The organism is Cyanobacteria bacterium GSL.Bin1, assembly GCA_009909085.1.
GTDB lineage: Bacteria > Cyanobacteriota > Cyanobacteriia > Cyanobacteriales > Rubidibacteraceae > Halothece.
This window is the reverse complement of sequence record JAAANX010000035.1, coordinates 1-17,513: the sequence shown is the minus strand read 5'-3', so window position 1 is coordinate 17,513 and position 17,513 is coordinate 1. Positions and strand designations below refer to the sequence as shown.

Sequence of the window (17,513 nt, the reverse complement as noted above, 5' to 3'; positions counted from 1 at the left end):
GAAGAAAACTCTCTTCTAAAAAGTGGGATGTTAATTGAGAATTATTCTGTTTTCCTGGAGCTTTTACTGAATTTTGGAAACCTTTAGCCATCAATGAATTACAAGACCAACCAACTGGGTCAAAAATAGATAGCCTTTTATTCGACCAAATTGTAGGTAAAATTAAGATGCATTTACCCTGTTACGAAAAATCTTCCAAGTCCTAATGATTACTTTTCATCCAATTTCTCGTGCCAAAAGACTGACACGCTTGCGCTGCAATTTTTCCAGCTGACGCGATCGCGCTCTCAAATTCTGCTTGTAAAATATAGTGGCAAAATGCACCATGAAAAATATCGCCAGCGCCTAAGGTATCGACAGCAGCAATTTTAGGAATCGTAATTTTTCCGGTATGTTCAGGAGTTTGATAAAGAATGGGCTGCTCGCCTTGGGTAATGGCAGAATAAGGAATGCCCATTTGTTTGAGGTAGTTAAAAACATCCGTTTGCGTTTGACAATTGGGCGGGTAAAAATTTGCCGAACAAATCGCATAGTCGGTATGACCGAGTACGGTTTCAAATCCTGATTTCCAGCTTCCACCATCAACTACAACCGGAATCTTTTTTGCCTGGGCTTGTTGAGCAATGACAGCACTGACTGCCATCTGGTGACCATCAATTAAAACTAAATCAATATCTGATAAGATATCTTCTGGAATCTGATTGGGAGCGGCTTGACAACGGACGGCATTTAAAGAAATAACGGCGCGATCGCCGCTCGCTTGCGTAACAATAATTGATGATGTGGGCGGTGTTTGTTCCCACCGAGGTTGTAAGTCTTGATGTTCAATTTGTTGCTGGTCTAAATCAGTTGTAATTAAATGGATAATGGGATGATTTCCTAATACAGATAACAGCCGCGAGTGATTCCCTAAATAACTAAAAGCGACACTAGCATTAGTGGCAGGTCCGCCTGCAGAGAGGGTACTATCAAGAGCACTCAATTTTTCATTGGCTTCTGGGAGGTGCGGCGCCAGATAAATTATATCAAGGGTTGTGATCCCCACAAATAAACCACATTTAGACATCATCAACGGCTAGAAAAATGACTCAAATTCCAGAACAAAAACACCCACGAGAAAAGCAAGATCGAGCTATTATTGAACAGCTTTTTCAAGAAGATATTACTGATCATAATTTAGCAGAACTGGCTCGCTTGCGCATTCGTTATCAAAATTTTCCCGGCGCTAAGTCCTTACAACAAGATTTAGATTTACTCTTACAACAATGGAATTTAACGGAAGAAGCTCTCTTTGAAAAAACTCGTCAAATTCACCATAAAAGAAAAGTTTATCATGCCGGGAGAGATGAAGAAGAAGATTGGAGTTAGTTGATCTGGAAATTGCAGTTGCTTGATTGCTGGTACAACAGTGATTGCCTCTGACACCGAATCAAAGAGCGCGATCGCGCTCTTCATAAAACTACTCTGGTTACAGCGATCGCGCTTCCTCTCAATTTTTCTTGACCATGTAACAGCGATCGCGCCCTCAAAAGTTGATTGCTCTACTCAAACAGCGATGCCTACGGCTCGGTCTGGAGACCTACGCGCCTCACGGGGTGACAAGGAGGCTAAAGCCCTTGTTGTATGAGTTCCATGGCTCTTAGCCCCCTTTGATAAAAAGGCAACTTATTCCGATTTAACCTCATCAATTTCTCCACCCAATCTTGGACGGGGCTTACAAGCCTCGGAATGCGATTCCGAGGACAGCCCCTCACCTTTTCTGAGAAGAGATTGTCCTTTGAGAGTGGAAAGGGTATAGGCGATAGCAATGAGTAAAACCAAATTAGTTAAGCGTTCAATGGAAGCGGAAGAGCCTTCCAAGTTATAGCCTCCAGTTTTACAATCCTTAAACATCGCTTCAATGCCCATCCGCTTGTGGTAAGCCTTAATCGTGGAAGACAAATCGGATAAGTTGGTCAGCAGATACCACGGCTCTTTCTCCACTTTCCCTCGATATTTTCGTTTCCATTTTACCGCGAGATTAAACTGTCCAAATCCTGCTTGGTGCGCGTTCCAGCCGCTGTGCGACGACGGCTGGGTCGCATCCGCTTTTTTCTTACGAGGTCCTCGAATCTAAGAAAAAATAATCACCTCACTCCGCAAAACTTGGGTTAAAACTTGCAGAAGGTTTCGACCTTGTTTTCTCGCCGTAGAAATCACCGAACGAATTTTGGCAAAATTCTCAGCACTTTCACCGGTACGAAAACCCCCAGAAATTTTTTGCTTGCATTTGATCATCCGTAGGTCCCGTTCCGCTTGATTATTGGTAAAAGGGACTCCCGGCCTTAAAAATTGCCAGACATCTTCGGCATAATCTCGTAACCTCAGCAAAAGATTATGTCCAACTCGACGTTTAACTCGGCCTCGGTGATTTTTTCGGGGGAGTGGGGGGAGAGATTGATGATACCTCAACCCCCTTTCCACAATTGAACCAATTACTGCGTTGGATAGTCAGTCGGAACGGTTGGTGAAACAGGCGTTAGCAATGTTTCAATCACATCGGACGGTGTTGGTGGTGGCGCATCGGTTATCGACAATTACTCGGGCGGATCAAATTTTGGTGTTAGAACAAGGAGAAATTATCGAGCGGGGAACGCATCAGGAATTATTGAGTCTAGGGGAACGGTATGCTCATTATTGACGGTTACAGGCACAAGGGGATGTCGCAGTGAATTAGAGGAAATTAACTGCATTAGAAGATCGCGCCCTTAGAACAAGTCTTAGATGAAAATTGGTTACCGTAACTAAAGTAAAGGTCAATAACAAAGGAGGGGGGTCTTTAAAATGCTGAAGGGTGAGCTGGGGACAGTTGCGGCAAAATTCTCTATAATGAGTTTTACTCCAAACTGATCGGATAAAATGAAAACATCGTCAGTGTGGCAATTTCCTCTCTCTACTTCCAGGAACGCTGTTAACGATTCTCACCATTGCCGTTGCGTTTTTAAGATTCTATGATGAACAAGAGCAACGGTCATCCACAGGCAAGGGGTCGTCGCCGGAACTTGGTTCCGGCGCTTGTGAACCCCGTTCCGTCGTCTAACGGCGGAGAACGGATGACTTCACAATCTGACGGGGTGACAACGCAGTGGAAAGCAAGACAGTGTAGGTAATGAGGGGATTGTATGGTAAAAAAGATTCGGTCAGTAATCTTTGAGTCCGACCGAAAGTTACAATCATGTTAAATCAATTCGGTAGTCGTGCATAGTAATGATCAGTTTTGTAAGCTAGCGTTGTAGTAATGAACAAAGTCCCAGATAGCTCCTAGATGGTTCTGGAATTTTTTAGAGAAAGAAAGGCTCTTTCTAACTAATCTTCCAACTCTTTGTCTGATCGTATTGTTAAATCTTTCTATATGATTGGTTTGACCAGTTTGTTGACTAACTGGTTTATGCCTCTTAGTGGGTAAAATCTCTTGATAGGCTTCTCAAAAAGAGGAGCGACCCCGCGCCGTCGTACGGCGCTAGGGAACGCGCGACGATTCTGTATAACAGGTTGCACATTGACGGTAAACTGACGGTAAGGAATCCCATAATTTTCTTGCTGAAGCGCGATCGCGCGCACCAACATAAACACCAACAATTTCCTTAGTTAAGCTGTCAATGGCAAGCCAAATCCAAACCTTGTTCTTCTTGGAGCCAATGCAAAGACCACATTTCATCAATTTCTAGAACTAGCTTTCCCCTTTTTGTCTTGAGTGCTTCTTGCATTCGGAGGTTTCCTCCGAATTAAGCACTCGCTTTTTGAGTAACTTGAGCTTCTTTAGCAGTCAAGTAATATTTTTGATTAACATAGTCTTGCAACCAACGTTCCGAAACTTCTGCTACCCGCGCGATGCACCTCCGGCGCCGGCGAAGCCATCGCTGCTAAAGCTAGACGTTCTTTGAGTAATTTATCGATTAAATTACGCTTTTCTTGAGAAATCGGTTGACGAGAAGGGTTGTTAACAAATTGTCGCCCACAATCCTGACCGCCGACCCAACTGGAATGAATTCCAGTTGGAACGCGGCGGTGCATTCCGCACAACGGAAACGTTGTTTTCCATAATGGGTACGTCCATTATTGACAAATTTGGAAGATTGACATTTTGGGCAATTCATTGCTCATCTTTTTCGCTAACTTCAATCTCTCAAGATATTGTATCATTGCTATTCAGCACTACCCAAATTAGTAAGCCAGACAGTGCAGCCGGATCAACCACCGGGCCAGACAACAGCGTTTCACCGTTGTCCTTTAGTGCGAGCGCGAATCCCTCAAACCAGTGGCTCCAAAGATGATCAAGATGTCCCTTGATCGGAATTTCGTACAGTTCAAGGGAGTGATGATTTTCGGCTGGACAATGGGGTTGACTCATGGGAGTTACCATCGCCTTCTCTAATCACGACTGGCATTAACAACTCAACAATACAAACAGATGTGTGGAGCCGTTGTCCCCAGATGTGGGGATTAATGAGAGGCATCGCCAAATCAGATAAAAACATGATCCAGTTCAAAATTGATGAGCAATAATGACCTTTCCTTGATGCTGGCCTGCACCAAAATACTGAATTAGCCTGGGAACCTCGCTCAGGTGATAGGGACCATCGATCGCTGGTTTCAACTGACCCGCTGTAAACAGTCCGTTGACATAGGCCAGATCTTGATTCGGTTTTAGATTAACTAAACGCACAGTTCTCTGGGTCAACCAACGAATAACTGGCCCGAACAATAGGACCTGGAACAGGCGTGATGTTAAACCGCCAACAGTCACGTAAGTACCGCCAGGATTGAGCACTGGTAAATATTGGAAAGGGGAACGATTCGTCTTGGTATCCAAAATCAAGTCGTAACGCTCTTGCCCTGCCGTGAAATCGGTTTGGGTGTAATCAATGGTGTGAGTAAACCCGACTGAGCGCATCAAGTCAAATTTACTAGCGCGATCGACGCCAGTCACCTCTTTAACCCCAATTGCCTTGGCAATTTGCACCCCCAAGGTACCCACACCCCCACCTGCCCCATTGATCAACAGTTTTTGACCCGGCTGCAGTTGTCCGGCATCAATTAACCCTTGTACAGCCAACATCGCGGCATGGGGAATCGCCGCTGCCTCAGGGAAGGTCATCTTCTCAGGCATTAGAGCCAGGGCGTTTTCCGGCACACACACCTCCTCCGCAAAGCCGCCAAACCCGCATTCAGAAATGTCGCCATAGACCGCATCTCCGGGTTGAAACCGGGTGACGTTTGCTCCCACTGCTGTGACCCGACCAGCGACTTCCGCACCGGGGATCTGGATGTTAGGTTTGCGCCAACCACAGAGCAGTCGAATGTAAAAGGGAGTGCCCCTGACCAAGCACCAATCCCAGTCATTGACTGAGGAGGCATGGACTTTGACTAAGATTTCGCCCTCGTTAGGCGTAGGCGTTTCAATATCTTTCAGCTCCAGATCCTCCGGAGATCCGTATTGGGTCAAAACGATTGCTTTCATAGTTCAAGCTGACTCATCTGATCTAAAAAGTCTCAGTATCATGTTGTCTAAATCGTAAACTCGTCTGTTAATCCTCAATTTAGGGAAAACCTGGCTGCGCCGCTATCTAATTCCCGCTGACTTAGCACATTCTTGCTATCAGTTTTTCCCAGGACGCTAGACTGGGGTGAGATGCCTCCGCTCAGGAGCGCTGTCAGTTTGCTCACAATGTCAGATTAGTTCTGTATCGTTGTCGATGCCCATGTCTCAAGCCCCGTTTTCATCATCGGAATGGTCTGCTCAATCTGAATGGCATGTGACCCAGCAATGGGGAGCGTTGGCGATTCGGCATGTTCGTCATGTCTGTCGTAATGAAATGAACGCAGAGGTGTGGCGTTATCCGAATGAACATACCCTGGGTTTGTTCCTGTCACCGCGCCCCTTTAAGTTTTCCCATGGGCTAGAGGGTCGCACCTATACCGGACTCTACAGCAAGGGCGATTTACTGGTGACTCCAGCAGATACAAGGCTGGCAACCCAGGCTGAGGGGGATGTCCAGATCATACAAATGCGGCTTCAAGATTCGTTTTTGCGCCAGGTGGCAGAGGAGACGTTGGGGCAAGATGGCGATCACATCAAACTCGTCCCAGCATTCCAGACCCGCGATCCTCAAGTTGACGCGATCGCGACGTTATTGCTGGCAGAACTCCATCAGGCATCCTTTGGTAACCAGCTGTATACCGATTCACTGGCTAATGTTTTAGCAGTGCATTTGCTGCGGCATCACGCCACCACCCGACCCGGGTTGCCCACTTATGAGGGCGGCCTCCCTCAACATCAGCTTCTACAGGTTTTGGACTATATTGATGCCCATTTGGGCAGCGAAATTACCTTAGCTGAGCTAGCAGAACTCGTCGGAATGAGTCAATTTCATTTTGGCCGCCTCTTCAAGCAATCACTAGGTCTGTCGCCTTACCAATATCTGCTGCAGCAACGGGTAGAGCGGGCAAAGCAGTTGTTGAAACAGACGGATAAACCCGTCGTAGAAATTGCTCTTGACTGCGGTTTCAACAGCCACAGCCATTTGGGACGAAAATTTCGGCAGCTGACGGGTATGACACCGAAAGCCTATCGTGCCCAGTAGGAAGTTCCACTTTCTAACGCTTGCCTTCAGCAGCCCACTCGGAGCGAATGACCGAGGGGAAGTAGCAGAAAGTGGGTTGGCTGCAAGGCATTGTTGGATATCAATTTTTGGAGTGCCTGCTGTACGCAGGTTTTTCAAGCAAATACCTGTTGAATTGCTTGTTTTCTAACGTGACTGTTCCATGTTGCCGAAATCCTAGTCTTAAAAGGCTGTTGGCACTTTTTCTAGTGACCGGCAGAAGCACTGAAATTGCTTTAAGTTTCATTTCTCCAAACGCACGTCGGACAATTTCTTTGTAGAGTATGTTGCCGACTCCCCAATGATTGGGGTGCAGGACTAAGGCGAGATCAGGATATCCATCTTCAGGTTGTAAGCCACCCCAGCCTGCGAATTCATCATCAATAAAGAAAGCCCAAGGACCATATCCGTATTCTTGCCACAAAGCTGCCTTTGCGGACAGAAAAGACTCACATTCACGAACGCCGAAGTTATCGTTTGATAGTGGCATGTGCCTACGTACCAATGGGTTGTTCATGAGTTCGACTAAATCCGATATTTCAACTGTTCCTAGCTCTCTAAATTCAATATCCATATTCTAATCTTGATACCCAACTTGTAATTGGAGAGAATGATTCCACATAACTCCCCTGTAAGGTTGATTAGGTAGACGCATTCAGCATAATCGCCCTCCCAAATGCTGAGAACTATCGAGGTGGTATTGGGCGATCGCCCTGGAGTGTGGTTTCAAAAGCGCCGAGAGGTTTCGACAGGGGATCGTTTACTGATTCCCCGCTTGAGGATGTGTCTGTTGGTATGCGGGTCTAGGCTTCACATATGCCGCGACTGTCGGTGACGCGTTCTTCAACCAGCCAAACTGCATGGCAAAATCCAAAGTGCCACCAAATACGACATCGGCGGCGGTAAACTGCTTGCCCATTACCCAATCGGATTTGGGGGTCATCGACTCCACCGTCGCCATGCAGCTGCCCATATTTCCCCAGCCGACGGACTGAGGGTTGAAATCGGTGATTCCAAGCTGGTTGACCGAGAACATCGGTTCAAGCGTCGTCCCAGGGAAGAACAGGTAGCGGTAGTAACGCGCCCGCTCAGGGGGACTCACCGCTGGGGCAAAACCCTTTTCAAGGTACTTGTCAGCCAGGTACGCACAGATCGCTGCCGTCTCAGTTACGATCCTGCCATCGTCCTCAAGCGCTGGCACCTTTCCCATGGGGTTGATGGCGCGGTATTCCGGTGTGTTGTTCTCGCCCGCGAAAAAATCAATGATGATCTTCTCATGCGGGGCTTCCAGCTCTGTGAGCATCCAGTCGGTTGTTACACCTCTACTCATCGGGTGGAAATAGTGTTTCATTGCAGGTGTCTCCTCGTGAATCTTCAAGTCGTTCAATCTGTGCGCCTAGAGCGGGGAATGTGCGATCGCCGCAATGCGTCGAAAGCGGCCCTTCACTCTGCTCAGCCAGGTTCGCTGCACACATACATTTGTTATGCATTGTTTGAAACAATTTCATGGCCGTATGAGTTGTCAATTGAGCACAACCAAGTTCCATGGGAATCTTTGTTGAATACATAGGTTGCTTTGCGTTCAACTTCCGGCAGATTGGGAGCAGAAATTACTGTGTTGGCTAAAACTAAGGCGGTATCACCCGATTCAAGTATTTCCATGCCATTCTGCCTCACCTGCAACCCGTTCTTGAAATATATTGCGATAGATTCAAAGGCTTTTCGGATAGCCTCTCGCCCCTGCGCGATTCTCCCCGGCTCGATAACCAAGATGGCGTCCTTAGTATAGATTTGCAAGAGCGTGTCGAAATTCTCTGCAACGATCGCCTGATCGGCTCTTTCTATTTGAACTTCTATGGGATGTCGATTCATGTGCTCAAAGCTCCAAATGCATAATTAGGTAGACTCATCCGGCATTATCACCCTTCCAAAGGCTGAGAACTATCGAGGTGGTATTGGGCGATCGCGCCTCTAGGTTTAACTGCGATCGCGGCGATGCACATCCATCTCGACCATCCCGTACCATAGTCAAACGTCCTCACAGCATCAAGTCCGGCGGCTTGCAGGCAGGCGTCTAGCTGATGGGAGGCGTAACCTCGGTTGTGCCAACGCAGGGACATCAGTACTTGACCCAGTCCTTTACGAGTCACCGAGCCAATCAGCGGGGCACCCGGTTTCAGGACTCGCGCCAGCTCATACAAGGCGGCGACGGGGTCAGCCAGATGCTCCAACACATGGGCAAAAATCACCGCATCAAACGATTCATCGGCAAACGGTAAGCGCCGGATATCGCCCCATCGCAAATCGAGAGCTGGACTCCGATTTTTCAAATTCTGTTGAGCGTGGGTCAACATAGGATAGGAAATATCGACACCAGAGACCTGAACTGAGTGAGCGATACTGTCTAAAAGCCCCAGACTGAAGGCTCCAGTGCCCACGCCGCAGTCGAGAATTTGAGAGGTGGGGTCAAGATGGCTCAAGCAGTTGCGAACAGCCCGACTTTTGAACAGGAGACGATAATCGTGGAGTTGACCCAGACGAGCCAAATAGTTGTCCCAATGATCAGCAGAGGCATCATAGCGCGATCTCAGGGTGTCGATACTGGGAGCAGTTCTCCAGTACTCTAATGGGGGGATTGTTGTTGTTAATCGCATGGTTAAATCGACCCTCTGATTGCAGAGGGCTATGCACTTAGTGGATTTAATTGTGAGAAAGCTAGGAGTCGCTAGGAGCAAGGAGTTGAGGTGTCACGCTATGCAGAGTCGCGCGATCAGAAAGGGGCTAAACCCACAACTCACCGGGTATTTCTTAAGTGCCTAGGACTCGAATTCGGCTGCCATCGTTTGCTAAATACAGCAACTTTGTTGATCGGTGTTCAACCTTCAACTCTATTCAGCCTTCTTGGCCACGATGAAGACGATTTTCGCTTGACCAATGGGCGATTTATACTCACCCGCCTGCCATTGGTAATTGATCGCAAATCCTGCATCCGTCAAACTTTTCTCTAAGTCTTTGATCGTAAAGACCTTGACTAACGGAAACAGCCTCAAGAGTTTACCGATGGGGGCTACCAACTTGAACCAGGCCATCGTATCCCCCAGGCAGACGGTACTGGTGATAAAAGGTCTGCCCGGTTGGAGCATGTCATAAACCTTGGCGATCGCGGCTTCCTTATTGTCGAGCAGGTGTAAAACATTCAGGCCCAACACCGCATCGTAAGTGCTGTCGGGGACACTCAGTTCGTCAATGCTGGCCTGCTCAAAGGTGACATTTTGGATGTTTTGATCGGCGGCTTTTGCTTGGGCGATCGCAATCATGTTGGGTGAGAAATCAATGGCTCGGATGTGCTTTACATAGGGCGCATGGAGGATGGCCGTTGACCCCGTACCGCAACCAATTTCCAGCACTTCCATGTCAGGTCGAAAGTAGTCACGGGTAACCGCCAGCTTTTTCTGATAAGCGGCTTCATCGGCAATGGGTTGCTTAGCGTATTTCTCGGCGCTTTTGTCCCAAAATTTCATTGATTGAGTCATGATTCAACTCCTGGGTAGTGCGGCTATGGTTTGGTAGAACTGGGTGATATCTTGGCGTGATCGCAAATGATAGACCTGCTTTGTCGCCTTTGCCCTCTCCACATAGTCTCGATATTTGGGCGTCAGTTTGGTATGGCACAGCCGAACGATGGTATAAGATTTCAGCGTCCCTTTCAGTAATGGGCTTCGCTCTGGCCAACCGGCAGGCGGTACCCAGGCACTTTGGAGGAAGCGCTTCGTTACCCACCAGTAATGCCGCCATACGGGCATGTCGAGATATATTAGGGTGTCGGCTACAGCCAGTCGTTCCCACAGGGTATCCATAGAGCCAAAGCCGTCCACGACCCACTGGTCTTGTTTCAGTAGCGCATCATGGGCTGCTTTGAACTCGGTATGGGGCACTTCGTCGCCACCGGGCCTATATTGCATGGAATCGAGCGGTACCCAGGGCAGTCCGGTTATATCCGCTAGGCGTTGGCTAAGGGTAGACTTTCCCCCACCCGTATTGCCAAATACAGCAACTTTTTTCATCGGTTTCCTCTCTTTTGTCATTGAAGTAACGTACGGTCATTTTGATGGTCCTTCATGACGACACCTCTTGACCAATCGCAGGTTGCTTGAGACATGGGTTTCGCCACCGCCAGGCCGACCAGATGATGAAGCATAGCGCGGCCATTTCGAAGACCATGTGAAAGGTATCGTCTAAATCGGTGGTGCCGTTGTTGATTTCAAACCCGAGGGTAATCACAGCGGCAATGATGTTGGCCCAACGGTTGGGGCCATAGGGCAATAACCGAGAGAGTAGCACCATTGAGATCGGCACTTCGGCTACAAAACCACCAAAAAGCAACAATTCTTCGGTGATTTGCATGCCATTAAAGGTTCCAGTCATGATTTGTTCAATGAAGCCCGGTTCAACAAATTCGTGGATATCTCGAAAGATGACGTTGAAGAGATAAAACATCCACAGCGTCGAGAATTTTGCCTTTGTTTCTAGCATCAGCAGTTGCTTCTGCAAATTCATGATTCTCCTCCTGTTTGCCTATCTGAAATTTCTGTTTGTTCAGGTTGAATTGGCATGACTGAGACCAGCGGTAGTCCCAAATCACGTACTTTCATCAGCAGTCCAAAAAGCGCGGATTGATCAACAACCGGGCCAGACAACCGCGTTTCACCATTGTCTTTGAGCGTTATCGCAAACCCCTCAAACCAGTCGCTCCAACGAGGATCAAGATGACCCCTGACACAAATTTCGTACTGCTCAAGGGGAGGCTGATCGTCGGGTGAACGGTGAGGTTGGTTCATGGGAGTTGTGAACTGACATGTCAGCGCTTCGCGATCGCCTGCTCTAATCACGACTGGCGCTTACAACTCAAAGATACGAACGGATCTGGGGAGCCGGGGTCCCCACATGTGGGGGTTGAATGTGGGGATTTATGGACGGGGCTTGTGGGGACAAACGCCTAAATTAGCTCTAGCTCGACCGCCCGTTTCACCGCAGCGCGACGATTGGTGACATTGAGTTTGCTGTAAATCCGCTTGGTATGGGTGCGCACGGTACTCAAAGCCACGACCAGTTCACGGGCGATTTCGGGGCCAGAGAGTTCAGTGTTGAGTAATCGGAGTACTTCCAGTTCCCGTTGACTGAGGGGTTCGATTAGGGGCTGGGGCGATGGGGCGATGGGGCGATTGCCTGATGGTTTGGGCTGCTGTCCCCAGGTTTCTAACGCGGTTAAGAGTCGCTGAGTGTAAGTGGGGGAGATGCCGCGAGTCATAGCTTCCCGTAGCAGTCGCACCATTGGGGTTCCAGGTTCGGCAAAGATCCGCACATAGCCTTCTGGTTCGGCTAGGGTTAAGGCCCGCTCTAGCGACGCGATCGCCGCCGGTAGATCACCCTGCGCTTCGTAGGCCAGCGCTTGGACTACCAAAATTTCGATGGTACTGCCGGTTCTCTCGTCCGCTTCTGCAGCTTCCAAGAGTCGGGCGAGTAGATCGATACTCTGTTGAATTCTCTCTTCTAGGTAGGATCTCTCAGAGGAAGGACTTTGCACATCAAGCTTGTATTGACAAATCAGTATTCTAGCTAGGGTAATGTGTTCGTACTCGCGCAGATAGCTCAGTTCATCCTCTACAGACAGGCCCCGTTCGCGTACCCAGCTCAGTGCTTCTGCCAGCCTACCTTGTTTAACCCAAGTTTGCGCCTTCAGCGCGGCAACCGGACGCACATTTGGAATGGGCGTATTGTAGTACAGTCGCTCCGCCTCACATAGCTGATGAAGCGCAGCCTCCAGGTCGCCTTGAGCTGTCTCCAGTCGTGCCCACATAACGCCCCAGAGATATTCCGAAACTGGCAAAGAAATCTGCTGACGCAGTTCCTCCCCTCGTAAAAGCAGCTGACTGGCAGCTTCTAAATCCCCCTGCTCGTAGCGCAACTCGCTCAAGGTAAGATATAGCTCTGCTGCGCCAGATAGTACAGCCTCGCCCTGCTGCGTCGCTATTTCTAGAGCCTGCTCACAGAGCCTAATCGTCTGACGAAAACGACCCTGCGCGACGCCCATATTTGCCAGAAGTAAGGTACCGCCAACTGTCGTCTGGGTGCCGCCCATCTGCTTAAACGTGTCTAGCCCCTCAGCAAAAGAACGATAAGCAGCTTCAAGCTTGCCACTACTCCAGTAGGCTAGTCCGAGAAGCGCTGCGGTTGCTCCTCGCTCATACTCTTCATCTGCTGGGAGCAAATCCAGTGCCTGCTGGGCATAGGTTACGGTGCTGGCTACGTCACCAATCGATTGAGACCAATAGGCACGGGTATTCGCAATCGTTGCCGGTAAAGCCCTAAACTGTTTCTCGTCCACTACGATCCGCTCAGTGGCAGAGAATGCAAGCGATTGATCTGAGGCAGTCATTTTTCCCCCTTCGCCTAACCACCGTTCTGCATCTTGCAGAAGGGCTTCTACCGCATCTAGTTGGCCACCATTCAGTAGCACCAGCGCGTAGGCAACGCTGAGAACAGGCCGATTGCGAACAATTGCATCAGGGATCGTCTTGATCCAGCCCAGCACCGTAGGTTCCTGTTGACGCCGACGCATAGTAGGCCACACCTGTTCGATCAGACCTGCCGCTCGTTCAAAATCCTGGGCAGCCAGGGCATGACGAATCGCATCAGAGGATAAACCATGCTGCTCGTACCATTCACTGGCTTTTCTGTGTAGCCTGGGCAGTTGTTCTGGCCAATCTGTGGGGGCATGGGCCTGGAGAACATCGGCAAATAGGTGATGGTAGCGATACCACTGGCGCTTGTTATCCAGTGGAATGATAAACAGGTTGCTACGCTCCAGCGTTTCCAACATTTCCTGTCCATTGTTTTGGTCCGTAACGGCATCACATAGAGAACCGCTTAAGCGACATAGAATGGCAGTTTGCAGCAAAAAGTGGCGGATGCGATCGCTCTGTCGCTGTAGGACTTCTTCCAGCAGATAGTCCACGATGTAGCGATCGTCGCCAGAGAAGGCAGCAATGAAGCCGGGTAGATCGGTTCGTCCTTGCATCGAGAGAGCCGCCAACTGCAGCCCGGCGATCCAGCCTTCAGTTCGCTTTTCTAAAGCAGCCACATCCGCCGCCGAGATCGCCAACCCCATCCCCTGGTTCAGAAAGGCGGCAGCTTCATCCGGTGTAAACCGCAGATCGCCCACTCTCAGCTCGGTCAATTCTCCATGAGACCTTAACCGCCCCAGGAATAAGGGCGGGTCGGCACGGCTGGCAATCATCAGATGCATCTGGGGCGGCAAATGGCTGAGTAAGAAGCCGATTCCGTCATGAATGGCCTGAGTTGCGATCGCATGGTAATCATCCAGCATCAGAACCACATTTGCTTTTACAGCAGCCAACTCATTCAGCAACGTCATCAAGACCGACTCAATCGGAGGGGGTTGCGGTGATTGCAGTAACTGGAATGATCGCTCACCGAGGCCGGGTTGAATATTCTGCAGAGCAGTGATCACGTAGGTCCAGAAAACCGCCGGATCATTGTCACTCGGGTCTAAGGAAACCCATGCCACAGGTCTCGTGGGGTTGGCTGCTACCCATTCGGCTAGCAGTGTCGTTTTGCCAAATCCGGCTGGGGCTGAGACCAGGGTTAATTTGCGCTGCGAGTCAATGCGATCAATCAGTCTCGGGCGCAAGACCCGCTCAGCCGACCATTTGGGGAGGTAGAGCTTGGTCCCCAGCAAAGGGAGTTCTGAAGGAATAGGGGCGTGTTTCATCTCTGGCCAATTTTTGGGAACACGGCAGTAGACCTATACAGACATTACTTTATCAGAGAATTAGGGGAGCCACCTGCAATCATGCTGAAGATAGAAACAGCGCAAAAAGCAACGACGAGCTGAGGGCGAAGAGCGATTGGAGCCTCATACCGTTGCCTGATACCCCTAACGTACTCGATTCCAGCGCGATCGCATCTTGATGAAGTCCTCTGAGCGTGCCCATCTCAGCATTCAGCCAGACCTGTTGTGAGGCTTCATCATCAGCAGCCATGCTCATCACAAGGTTCGCTTGTTCAGCAAGTAATGCTTATTTTGAACGGATTGAGCCTCTAGTGGAGGAGATGCAAGAGGCCATTTATTTGGCAAAAGATGTCTCAAGACAACCTAGGGGCACGCTTCGGGTCACGGCTTCTACTTCTTTTGGGTAGACTTGTATTGTTCCCCTGTTGCCCAAGTTCCAAGCAATGTATCCTGAGGTTACTGTGGATTTACTTCTAACAAATGCAGTGGTTGACTTATTCGCAGAAAGAATCGATCTTGCGGTTCGTTTGGGATGACTTGAAGATTCTAGCTTAATTGTTCAACAACTCATGCCCACCTAGTATCGTGTCTGCGCTAGCCCAGACTATTTGAGGCGATGCGGGACGCTAAAACAGCCGCAGGAGATTCAAGACCATAACTGTCTGCTGTTTTCCCTGCCAGGGTTTCGATCGCGCTGGATTTTTCGTGATCAAGAAGGCATCATGGAAAAAGTTCCAGTTTCGGGACGGACGATTATTTCTAACGCGATCGCGTTTCAACAAGCAACACTAGCGGGAATGGGACTTGCCTTGCTTCCCAATTGGCTCATTGATTCCGATGTAGAAGCAGGGACGCTGGTTAATGTCTTTCCCCATTATGAAGTACAGCAACTGACTTTCACACCGCAGCTTGGCTACTTTATCCCTCTCGTACCTATATTCCCTTGAAAGTTCGTCTTTTCATTGATTTCCTGAAACGCTCTCTTCCAGAAAACTCAATTCATTCATACCTGTTTTTTCTGGCCGTAGCAGATCAACCATTGCATTAGGATTATCGGATCAGGGGATTGCAAAAACTGTTCTCTCAGTGAACAAATTTCTTCCCATTCTTCGGAAGTCATCATATCCAAATTCACTAAATCAAGGAGGAGATTGGGGTCAATTTGGTATAAAAATTTCTCTAAGCCCAATTCGTCGCTAGAGGCAATAATAGATTCCAAAGATAATTCCTCGAATCCCCCTGCTTTTAATAACCGCCAGAGGTGTCGTCCAACCAAACGGTTACCGCCTTGAAGTTTCTGAGCGTGACTGAGCTTTCGAGAGATGGCGTTGAGATCGAGCAAGGGAGGATCAATCAACCAAAATAATTCGCCATCAGTATCAGTGACAGAAAACCCACCCCCGGTTTCAAGAGCCTGAAAACCTCTTGGACGGTTGGGCTGGGATCAGATAAATGTTGAAAGAGGAGTCGAGCGATCGCAAAATCATAACTTGAGCTTGCAAGAGAAGTGTCATCCGTCGAAGCTCTCACAAGATTGACTCGACTCTAAGCCTTAAGCCTTGTGCTTCGAGATGTTGTTGTGCTAAGTCTAATGCAACTGGATCAGCTTGTAAGGTATCACTTGAATTGGAATATGAGTGTAATACTGGCAACCTATCATCCCGATTGGAAAGAGGTAATGTTCGGATGCAGCTTGCTTTAGAGTCTAACTGATTTGTAAATTTAGTCGGATTTGAAATAACGAATGAGAACACTCAACGTTGCTGGGGACAAATAGTAACGATACAACGCTATGAATTAGAGTTAGAGTAAATGAGACTTGAATACTTTATTACTAGTAACAAAAACTTGAGTGATCTTTGCTAATGGAAATCCCAGAATTAAAAAGAAAAATCCTCAACACTTGGTCATTTTTAGAGGAGATTGTCTTAACCCCAATTCATCCAGAAGGAACCAACACAACCTTTTTAGTTAACACAGAATATCACTCATTTATTTTGAAAGTTTATGCTGCTACGACCGCTCAATCACAAATTGACTATGAGCATACGTTACTGACTTTCTTGAAAGAGAAAATATTATCATTTGCTGTATCTCCTCCAATGCCTACCGATTCTGGTAAAACATTAGTCAATCTAGAAAGTGAAGAAACTTCTATACGAGTTGCTCTATTTCGTAAACTCTTCGGAGAACCTCCTAATCGACAAAATCTAAAGCAAGTGCAAGCAATAGGTTCTGCTTTAGCAGAGTTACATTCAGCACTCAGTGAATTCGATCCTAATGGACAACTGGCTCATCTTCCTGATTGGGGAAGTCTCAATCAAATTCATCCCTTAATTTCCAATCCTTTAGCGATTCCTGAAATTTTGAATTTTGTTGGCGAGGAAAAGGCTGCTGTCGAACAAATGCTAACAGATTTAATGGAATCTGTTCCTGTCCTATATAAAACTCTGCCCATGCAGACGATCCATGCCGACTTCATTACATCTAATATTTTAGTCAATGGAACACAAGTTGTAGCTGTTTTAGATTTTGAGTTTGCTACGTATGATTTAAGATTATTGGATTGTCTCGGTAGCTTAAATCAATTAGCTTTATTTCCTTGGAGAGAAAAACACTTTGAACAAATTATTCGAGCCTTTAGCAGTGGTTATGAATTTTCCCGCTCTTTAAGTCAACCGGAAAAAGAAGCAATCATCATCCTCTGGCGACTACAGCGAGTCAGTGCATTAGTGTACTGGACGGGTTGGGTCAAGGAAGGAAAAGTGAATCATGAGCAGATTAGAAATGCTGTCCTTGAAACATTAAGATTTGAAACTTGGCTTAAACAAAATAGAAGTGATTTCTTGGATTATTTTGGGATTAATTAATATCTCAAGTTACAAATTACAATTTTATGTTTCTATTGATTGCTATTCAAATTAAATTTACTCATTAATTTAACTTGATCCTTTTTTTGATACCAGTCATTAGCAACTAACTCCAATTCATTGATATCAGAATGACCAAATTCTCGATTTTTCAAATGATCAATTTTATTGATAAAAGTATTAGTATTA

General features: G+C 47.7%; 22 protein-coding genes and 3 pseudogenes. 7 read left to right on the top strand and 18 right to left on the bottom strand.

Annotated features, from left to right (window positions below; all coding sequences use genetic code 11):
* Window positions 1-202: 202 nt before the first annotated feature.
* Window positions 203-1,066: a sugar kinase gene (locus GVY04_02790; GenBank protein NBD15092.1), complete on the bottom strand. Its 864-nt coding sequence runs from the start codon at window positions 1,064-1,066 to the stop codon at window positions 203-205.
* A 17-nt stretch (window positions 1,067-1,083) separates the two neighbouring features.
* Here GVY04_02790 and GVY04_02785 point away from each other — a divergent pair, with 17 nt between their 5' ends.
* Window positions 1,084-1,368 (top strand): DUF3288 family protein, encoded by a 285-nt coding sequence (locus tag GVY04_02785; GenBank protein ID NBD15091.1) that lies wholly within the window; start codon window positions 1,084-1,086, stop codon window positions 1,366-1,368.
* Between the two features lie 22 nt (window positions 1,369-1,390).
* Window positions 1,391-1,627 (top strand): hypothetical protein, encoded by a 237-nt coding sequence (locus tag GVY04_02780; protein NBD15090.1) that lies wholly within the window; start codon window positions 1,391-1,393, stop codon window positions 1,625-1,627.
* 137 nt (window positions 1,628-1,764) lie between these two features.
* Here GVY04_02780 and GVY04_02775 read toward each other — a convergent pair.
* Window positions 1,765-2,037 (bottom strand): annotated as a pseudogene (locus GVY04_02775) (IS4 family transposase).
* A 75-nt stretch (window positions 2,038-2,112) separates the two neighbouring features.
* The gene (locus tag GVY04_02770; protein NBD15089.1) at window positions 2,113-2,451 is read right to left on the bottom strand and encodes a transposase; all 339 of its coding nucleotides are present in this window, start codon (window positions 2,449-2,451) and stop codon (window positions 2,113-2,115) included.
* A gap of 31 nt (window positions 2,452-2,482) precedes the next feature.
* Between GVY04_02770 and GVY04_02765 the strand changes: the two genes are divergently transcribed.
* On the top strand, window positions 2,483-2,680 hold the full coding sequence (locus tag GVY04_02765; GenBank protein NBD15088.1) for a hypothetical protein: 198 nt from the start codon (window positions 2,483-2,485) through the stop codon (window positions 2,678-2,680).
* 310 nt (window positions 2,681-2,990) lie between these two features.
* The gene (locus GVY04_02760) at window positions 2,991-3,149 is read left to right on the top strand and encodes a hypothetical protein (protein NBD15087.1); all 159 of its coding nucleotides are present in this window, start codon (window positions 2,991-2,993) and stop codon (window positions 3,147-3,149) included.
* Window positions 3,150-3,250: 101 nt separating this feature from the next.
* Here GVY04_02760 and GVY04_02755 read toward each other — a convergent pair.
* The 3 genes and pseudogenes from GVY04_02755 to GVY04_02745 all read right to left on the bottom strand — a co-directional run bounded on the left by GVY04_02755 (window position 3,251) and on the right by GVY04_02745 (window position 5,500).
* Window positions 3,251-4,136, bottom strand: a pseudogene (locus GVY04_02755) (IS1 family transposase).
* Window positions 4,137-4,165: 29 nt separating this feature from the next.
* Window positions 4,166-4,402, bottom strand: coding sequence for a hypothetical protein (locus tag GVY04_02750; GenBank protein ID NBD15086.1), 237 nt, complete (start codon window positions 4,400-4,402; stop codon window positions 4,166-4,168).
* A 123-nt stretch (window positions 4,403-4,525) separates the two neighbouring features.
* On the bottom strand, window positions 4,526-5,500 hold the full coding sequence (locus tag GVY04_02745; GenBank protein ID NBD15085.1) for a zinc-binding dehydrogenase: 975 nt from the start codon (window positions 5,498-5,500) through the stop codon (window positions 4,526-4,528).
* Window positions 5,501-5,855: 355 nt separating this feature from the next.
* On the opposite strand from GVY04_02745, the gene GVY04_02740 reads away from it, so the two are divergent.
* Window positions 5,856-6,623 (top strand): helix-turn-helix domain-containing protein, encoded by a 768-nt coding sequence (locus tag GVY04_02740; protein ID NBD15084.1) that lies wholly within the window; start codon window positions 5,856-5,858, stop codon window positions 6,621-6,623.
* A 100-nt stretch (window positions 6,624-6,723) separates the two neighbouring features.
* On the opposite strand, the gene GVY04_02735 is transcribed toward GVY04_02740, so the two are convergent.
* The 10 genes from GVY04_02735 to GVY04_02690 all read right to left on the bottom strand — a co-directional run bounded on the left by GVY04_02735 (window position 6,724) and on the right by GVY04_02690 (window position 14,704).
* Complete coding sequence (locus GVY04_02735) at window positions 6,724-7,215, bottom strand: GNAT family N-acetyltransferase (GenBank protein ID NBD15083.1); 492 nt, start codon at window positions 7,213-7,215, stop codon at window positions 6,724-6,726.
* A gap of 186 nt (window positions 7,216-7,401) precedes the next feature.
* The gene (locus GVY04_02730; GenBank protein ID NBD15082.1) at window positions 7,402-7,992 is read right to left on the bottom strand and encodes a glutathione S-transferase family protein; all 591 of its coding nucleotides are present in this window, start codon (window positions 7,990-7,992) and stop codon (window positions 7,402-7,404) included.
* 131 nt (window positions 7,993-8,123) lie between these two features.
* The gene (locus GVY04_02725) at window positions 8,124-8,513 is read right to left on the bottom strand and encodes a DUF4440 domain-containing protein (GenBank protein NBD15081.1); all 390 of its coding nucleotides are present in this window, start codon (window positions 8,511-8,513) and stop codon (window positions 8,124-8,126) included.
* A gap of 47 nt (window positions 8,514-8,560) precedes the next feature.
* Window positions 8,561-9,295, bottom strand: coding sequence for a methyltransferase domain-containing protein (locus GVY04_02720; protein NBD15080.1), 735 nt, complete (start codon window positions 9,293-9,295; stop codon window positions 8,561-8,563).
* A gap of 234 nt (window positions 9,296-9,529) precedes the next feature.
* A complete protein-coding gene (locus GVY04_02715; GenBank protein NBD15079.1) occupies window positions 9,530-10,174 on the bottom strand; it encodes a methyltransferase domain-containing protein in 645 nt (214 codons plus the stop codon).
* Between the two features lie 3 nt (window positions 10,175-10,177).
* A complete protein-coding gene (locus GVY04_02710; GenBank protein ID NBD15078.1) occupies window positions 10,178-10,705 on the bottom strand; it encodes an adenylate kinase in 528 nt (175 codons plus the stop codon).
* A gap of 52 nt (window positions 10,706-10,757) precedes the next feature.
* Entirely contained in the window at window positions 10,758-11,198 is a 441-nt protein-coding gene (locus GVY04_02705) for a hypothetical protein (GenBank protein ID NBD15077.1), read from the bottom strand.
* Window positions 11,195-11,479: a hypothetical protein gene (locus tag GVY04_02700; GenBank protein NBD15076.1), complete on the bottom strand. Its 285-nt coding sequence runs from the start codon at window positions 11,477-11,479 to the stop codon at window positions 11,195-11,197. The genes GVY04_02705 and GVY04_02700 overlap by 4 nt, the downstream gene beginning before the upstream one ends.
* A gap of 158 nt (window positions 11,480-11,637) precedes the next feature.
* Window positions 11,638-14,433: a helix-turn-helix transcriptional regulator gene (locus GVY04_02695; protein NBD15075.1), complete on the bottom strand. Its 2,796-nt coding sequence runs from the start codon at window positions 14,431-14,433 to the stop codon at window positions 11,638-11,640.
* A 79-nt stretch (window positions 14,434-14,512) separates the two neighbouring features.
* A complete protein-coding gene (locus GVY04_02690) occupies window positions 14,513-14,704 on the bottom strand; it encodes a hypothetical protein (protein NBD15074.1) in 192 nt (63 codons plus the stop codon).
* On the opposite strand from GVY04_02690, the pseudogene GVY04_02685 reads away from it, so the two are divergent.
* A pseudogene (locus GVY04_02685) lies at window positions 14,703-15,502 on the top strand (LysR family transcriptional regulator). The gene GVY04_02690 and the pseudogene GVY04_02685 sit on opposite strands and share 2 nt — an antisense overlap.
* Here GVY04_02685 and GVY04_02680 read toward each other — a convergent pair.
* Both GVY04_02680 and GVY04_02675 read right to left on the bottom strand, forming a co-directional pair.
* Window positions 15,458-15,811 carry a hypothetical protein gene (locus GVY04_02680; protein NBD15073.1) on the bottom strand — a complete coding sequence of 118 codons (354 nt, stop codon included), beginning with the start codon at window positions 15,809-15,811 and terminating at the stop codon, window positions 15,458-15,460. The pseudogene GVY04_02685 and the gene GVY04_02680 overlap by 45 nt on opposite strands.
* On the bottom strand, window positions 15,808-15,984 hold the full coding sequence (locus GVY04_02675) for a methyltransferase domain-containing protein (GenBank protein NBD15072.1): 177 nt from the start codon (window positions 15,982-15,984) through the stop codon (window positions 15,808-15,810). Before GVY04_02675 ends, GVY04_02680 begins: the two co-directional genes overlap by 4 nt.
* A gap of 335 nt (window positions 15,985-16,319) precedes the next feature.
* Here GVY04_02675 and GVY04_02670 point away from each other — a divergent pair, with 335 nt between their 5' ends.
* On the top strand, window positions 16,320-17,324 hold the full coding sequence (locus GVY04_02670; protein ID NBD15071.1) for a phosphotransferase: 1,005 nt from the start codon (window positions 16,320-16,322) through the stop codon (window positions 17,322-17,324).
* The last annotated feature ends 189 nt before the right edge of the window (window positions 17,325-17,513 follow it).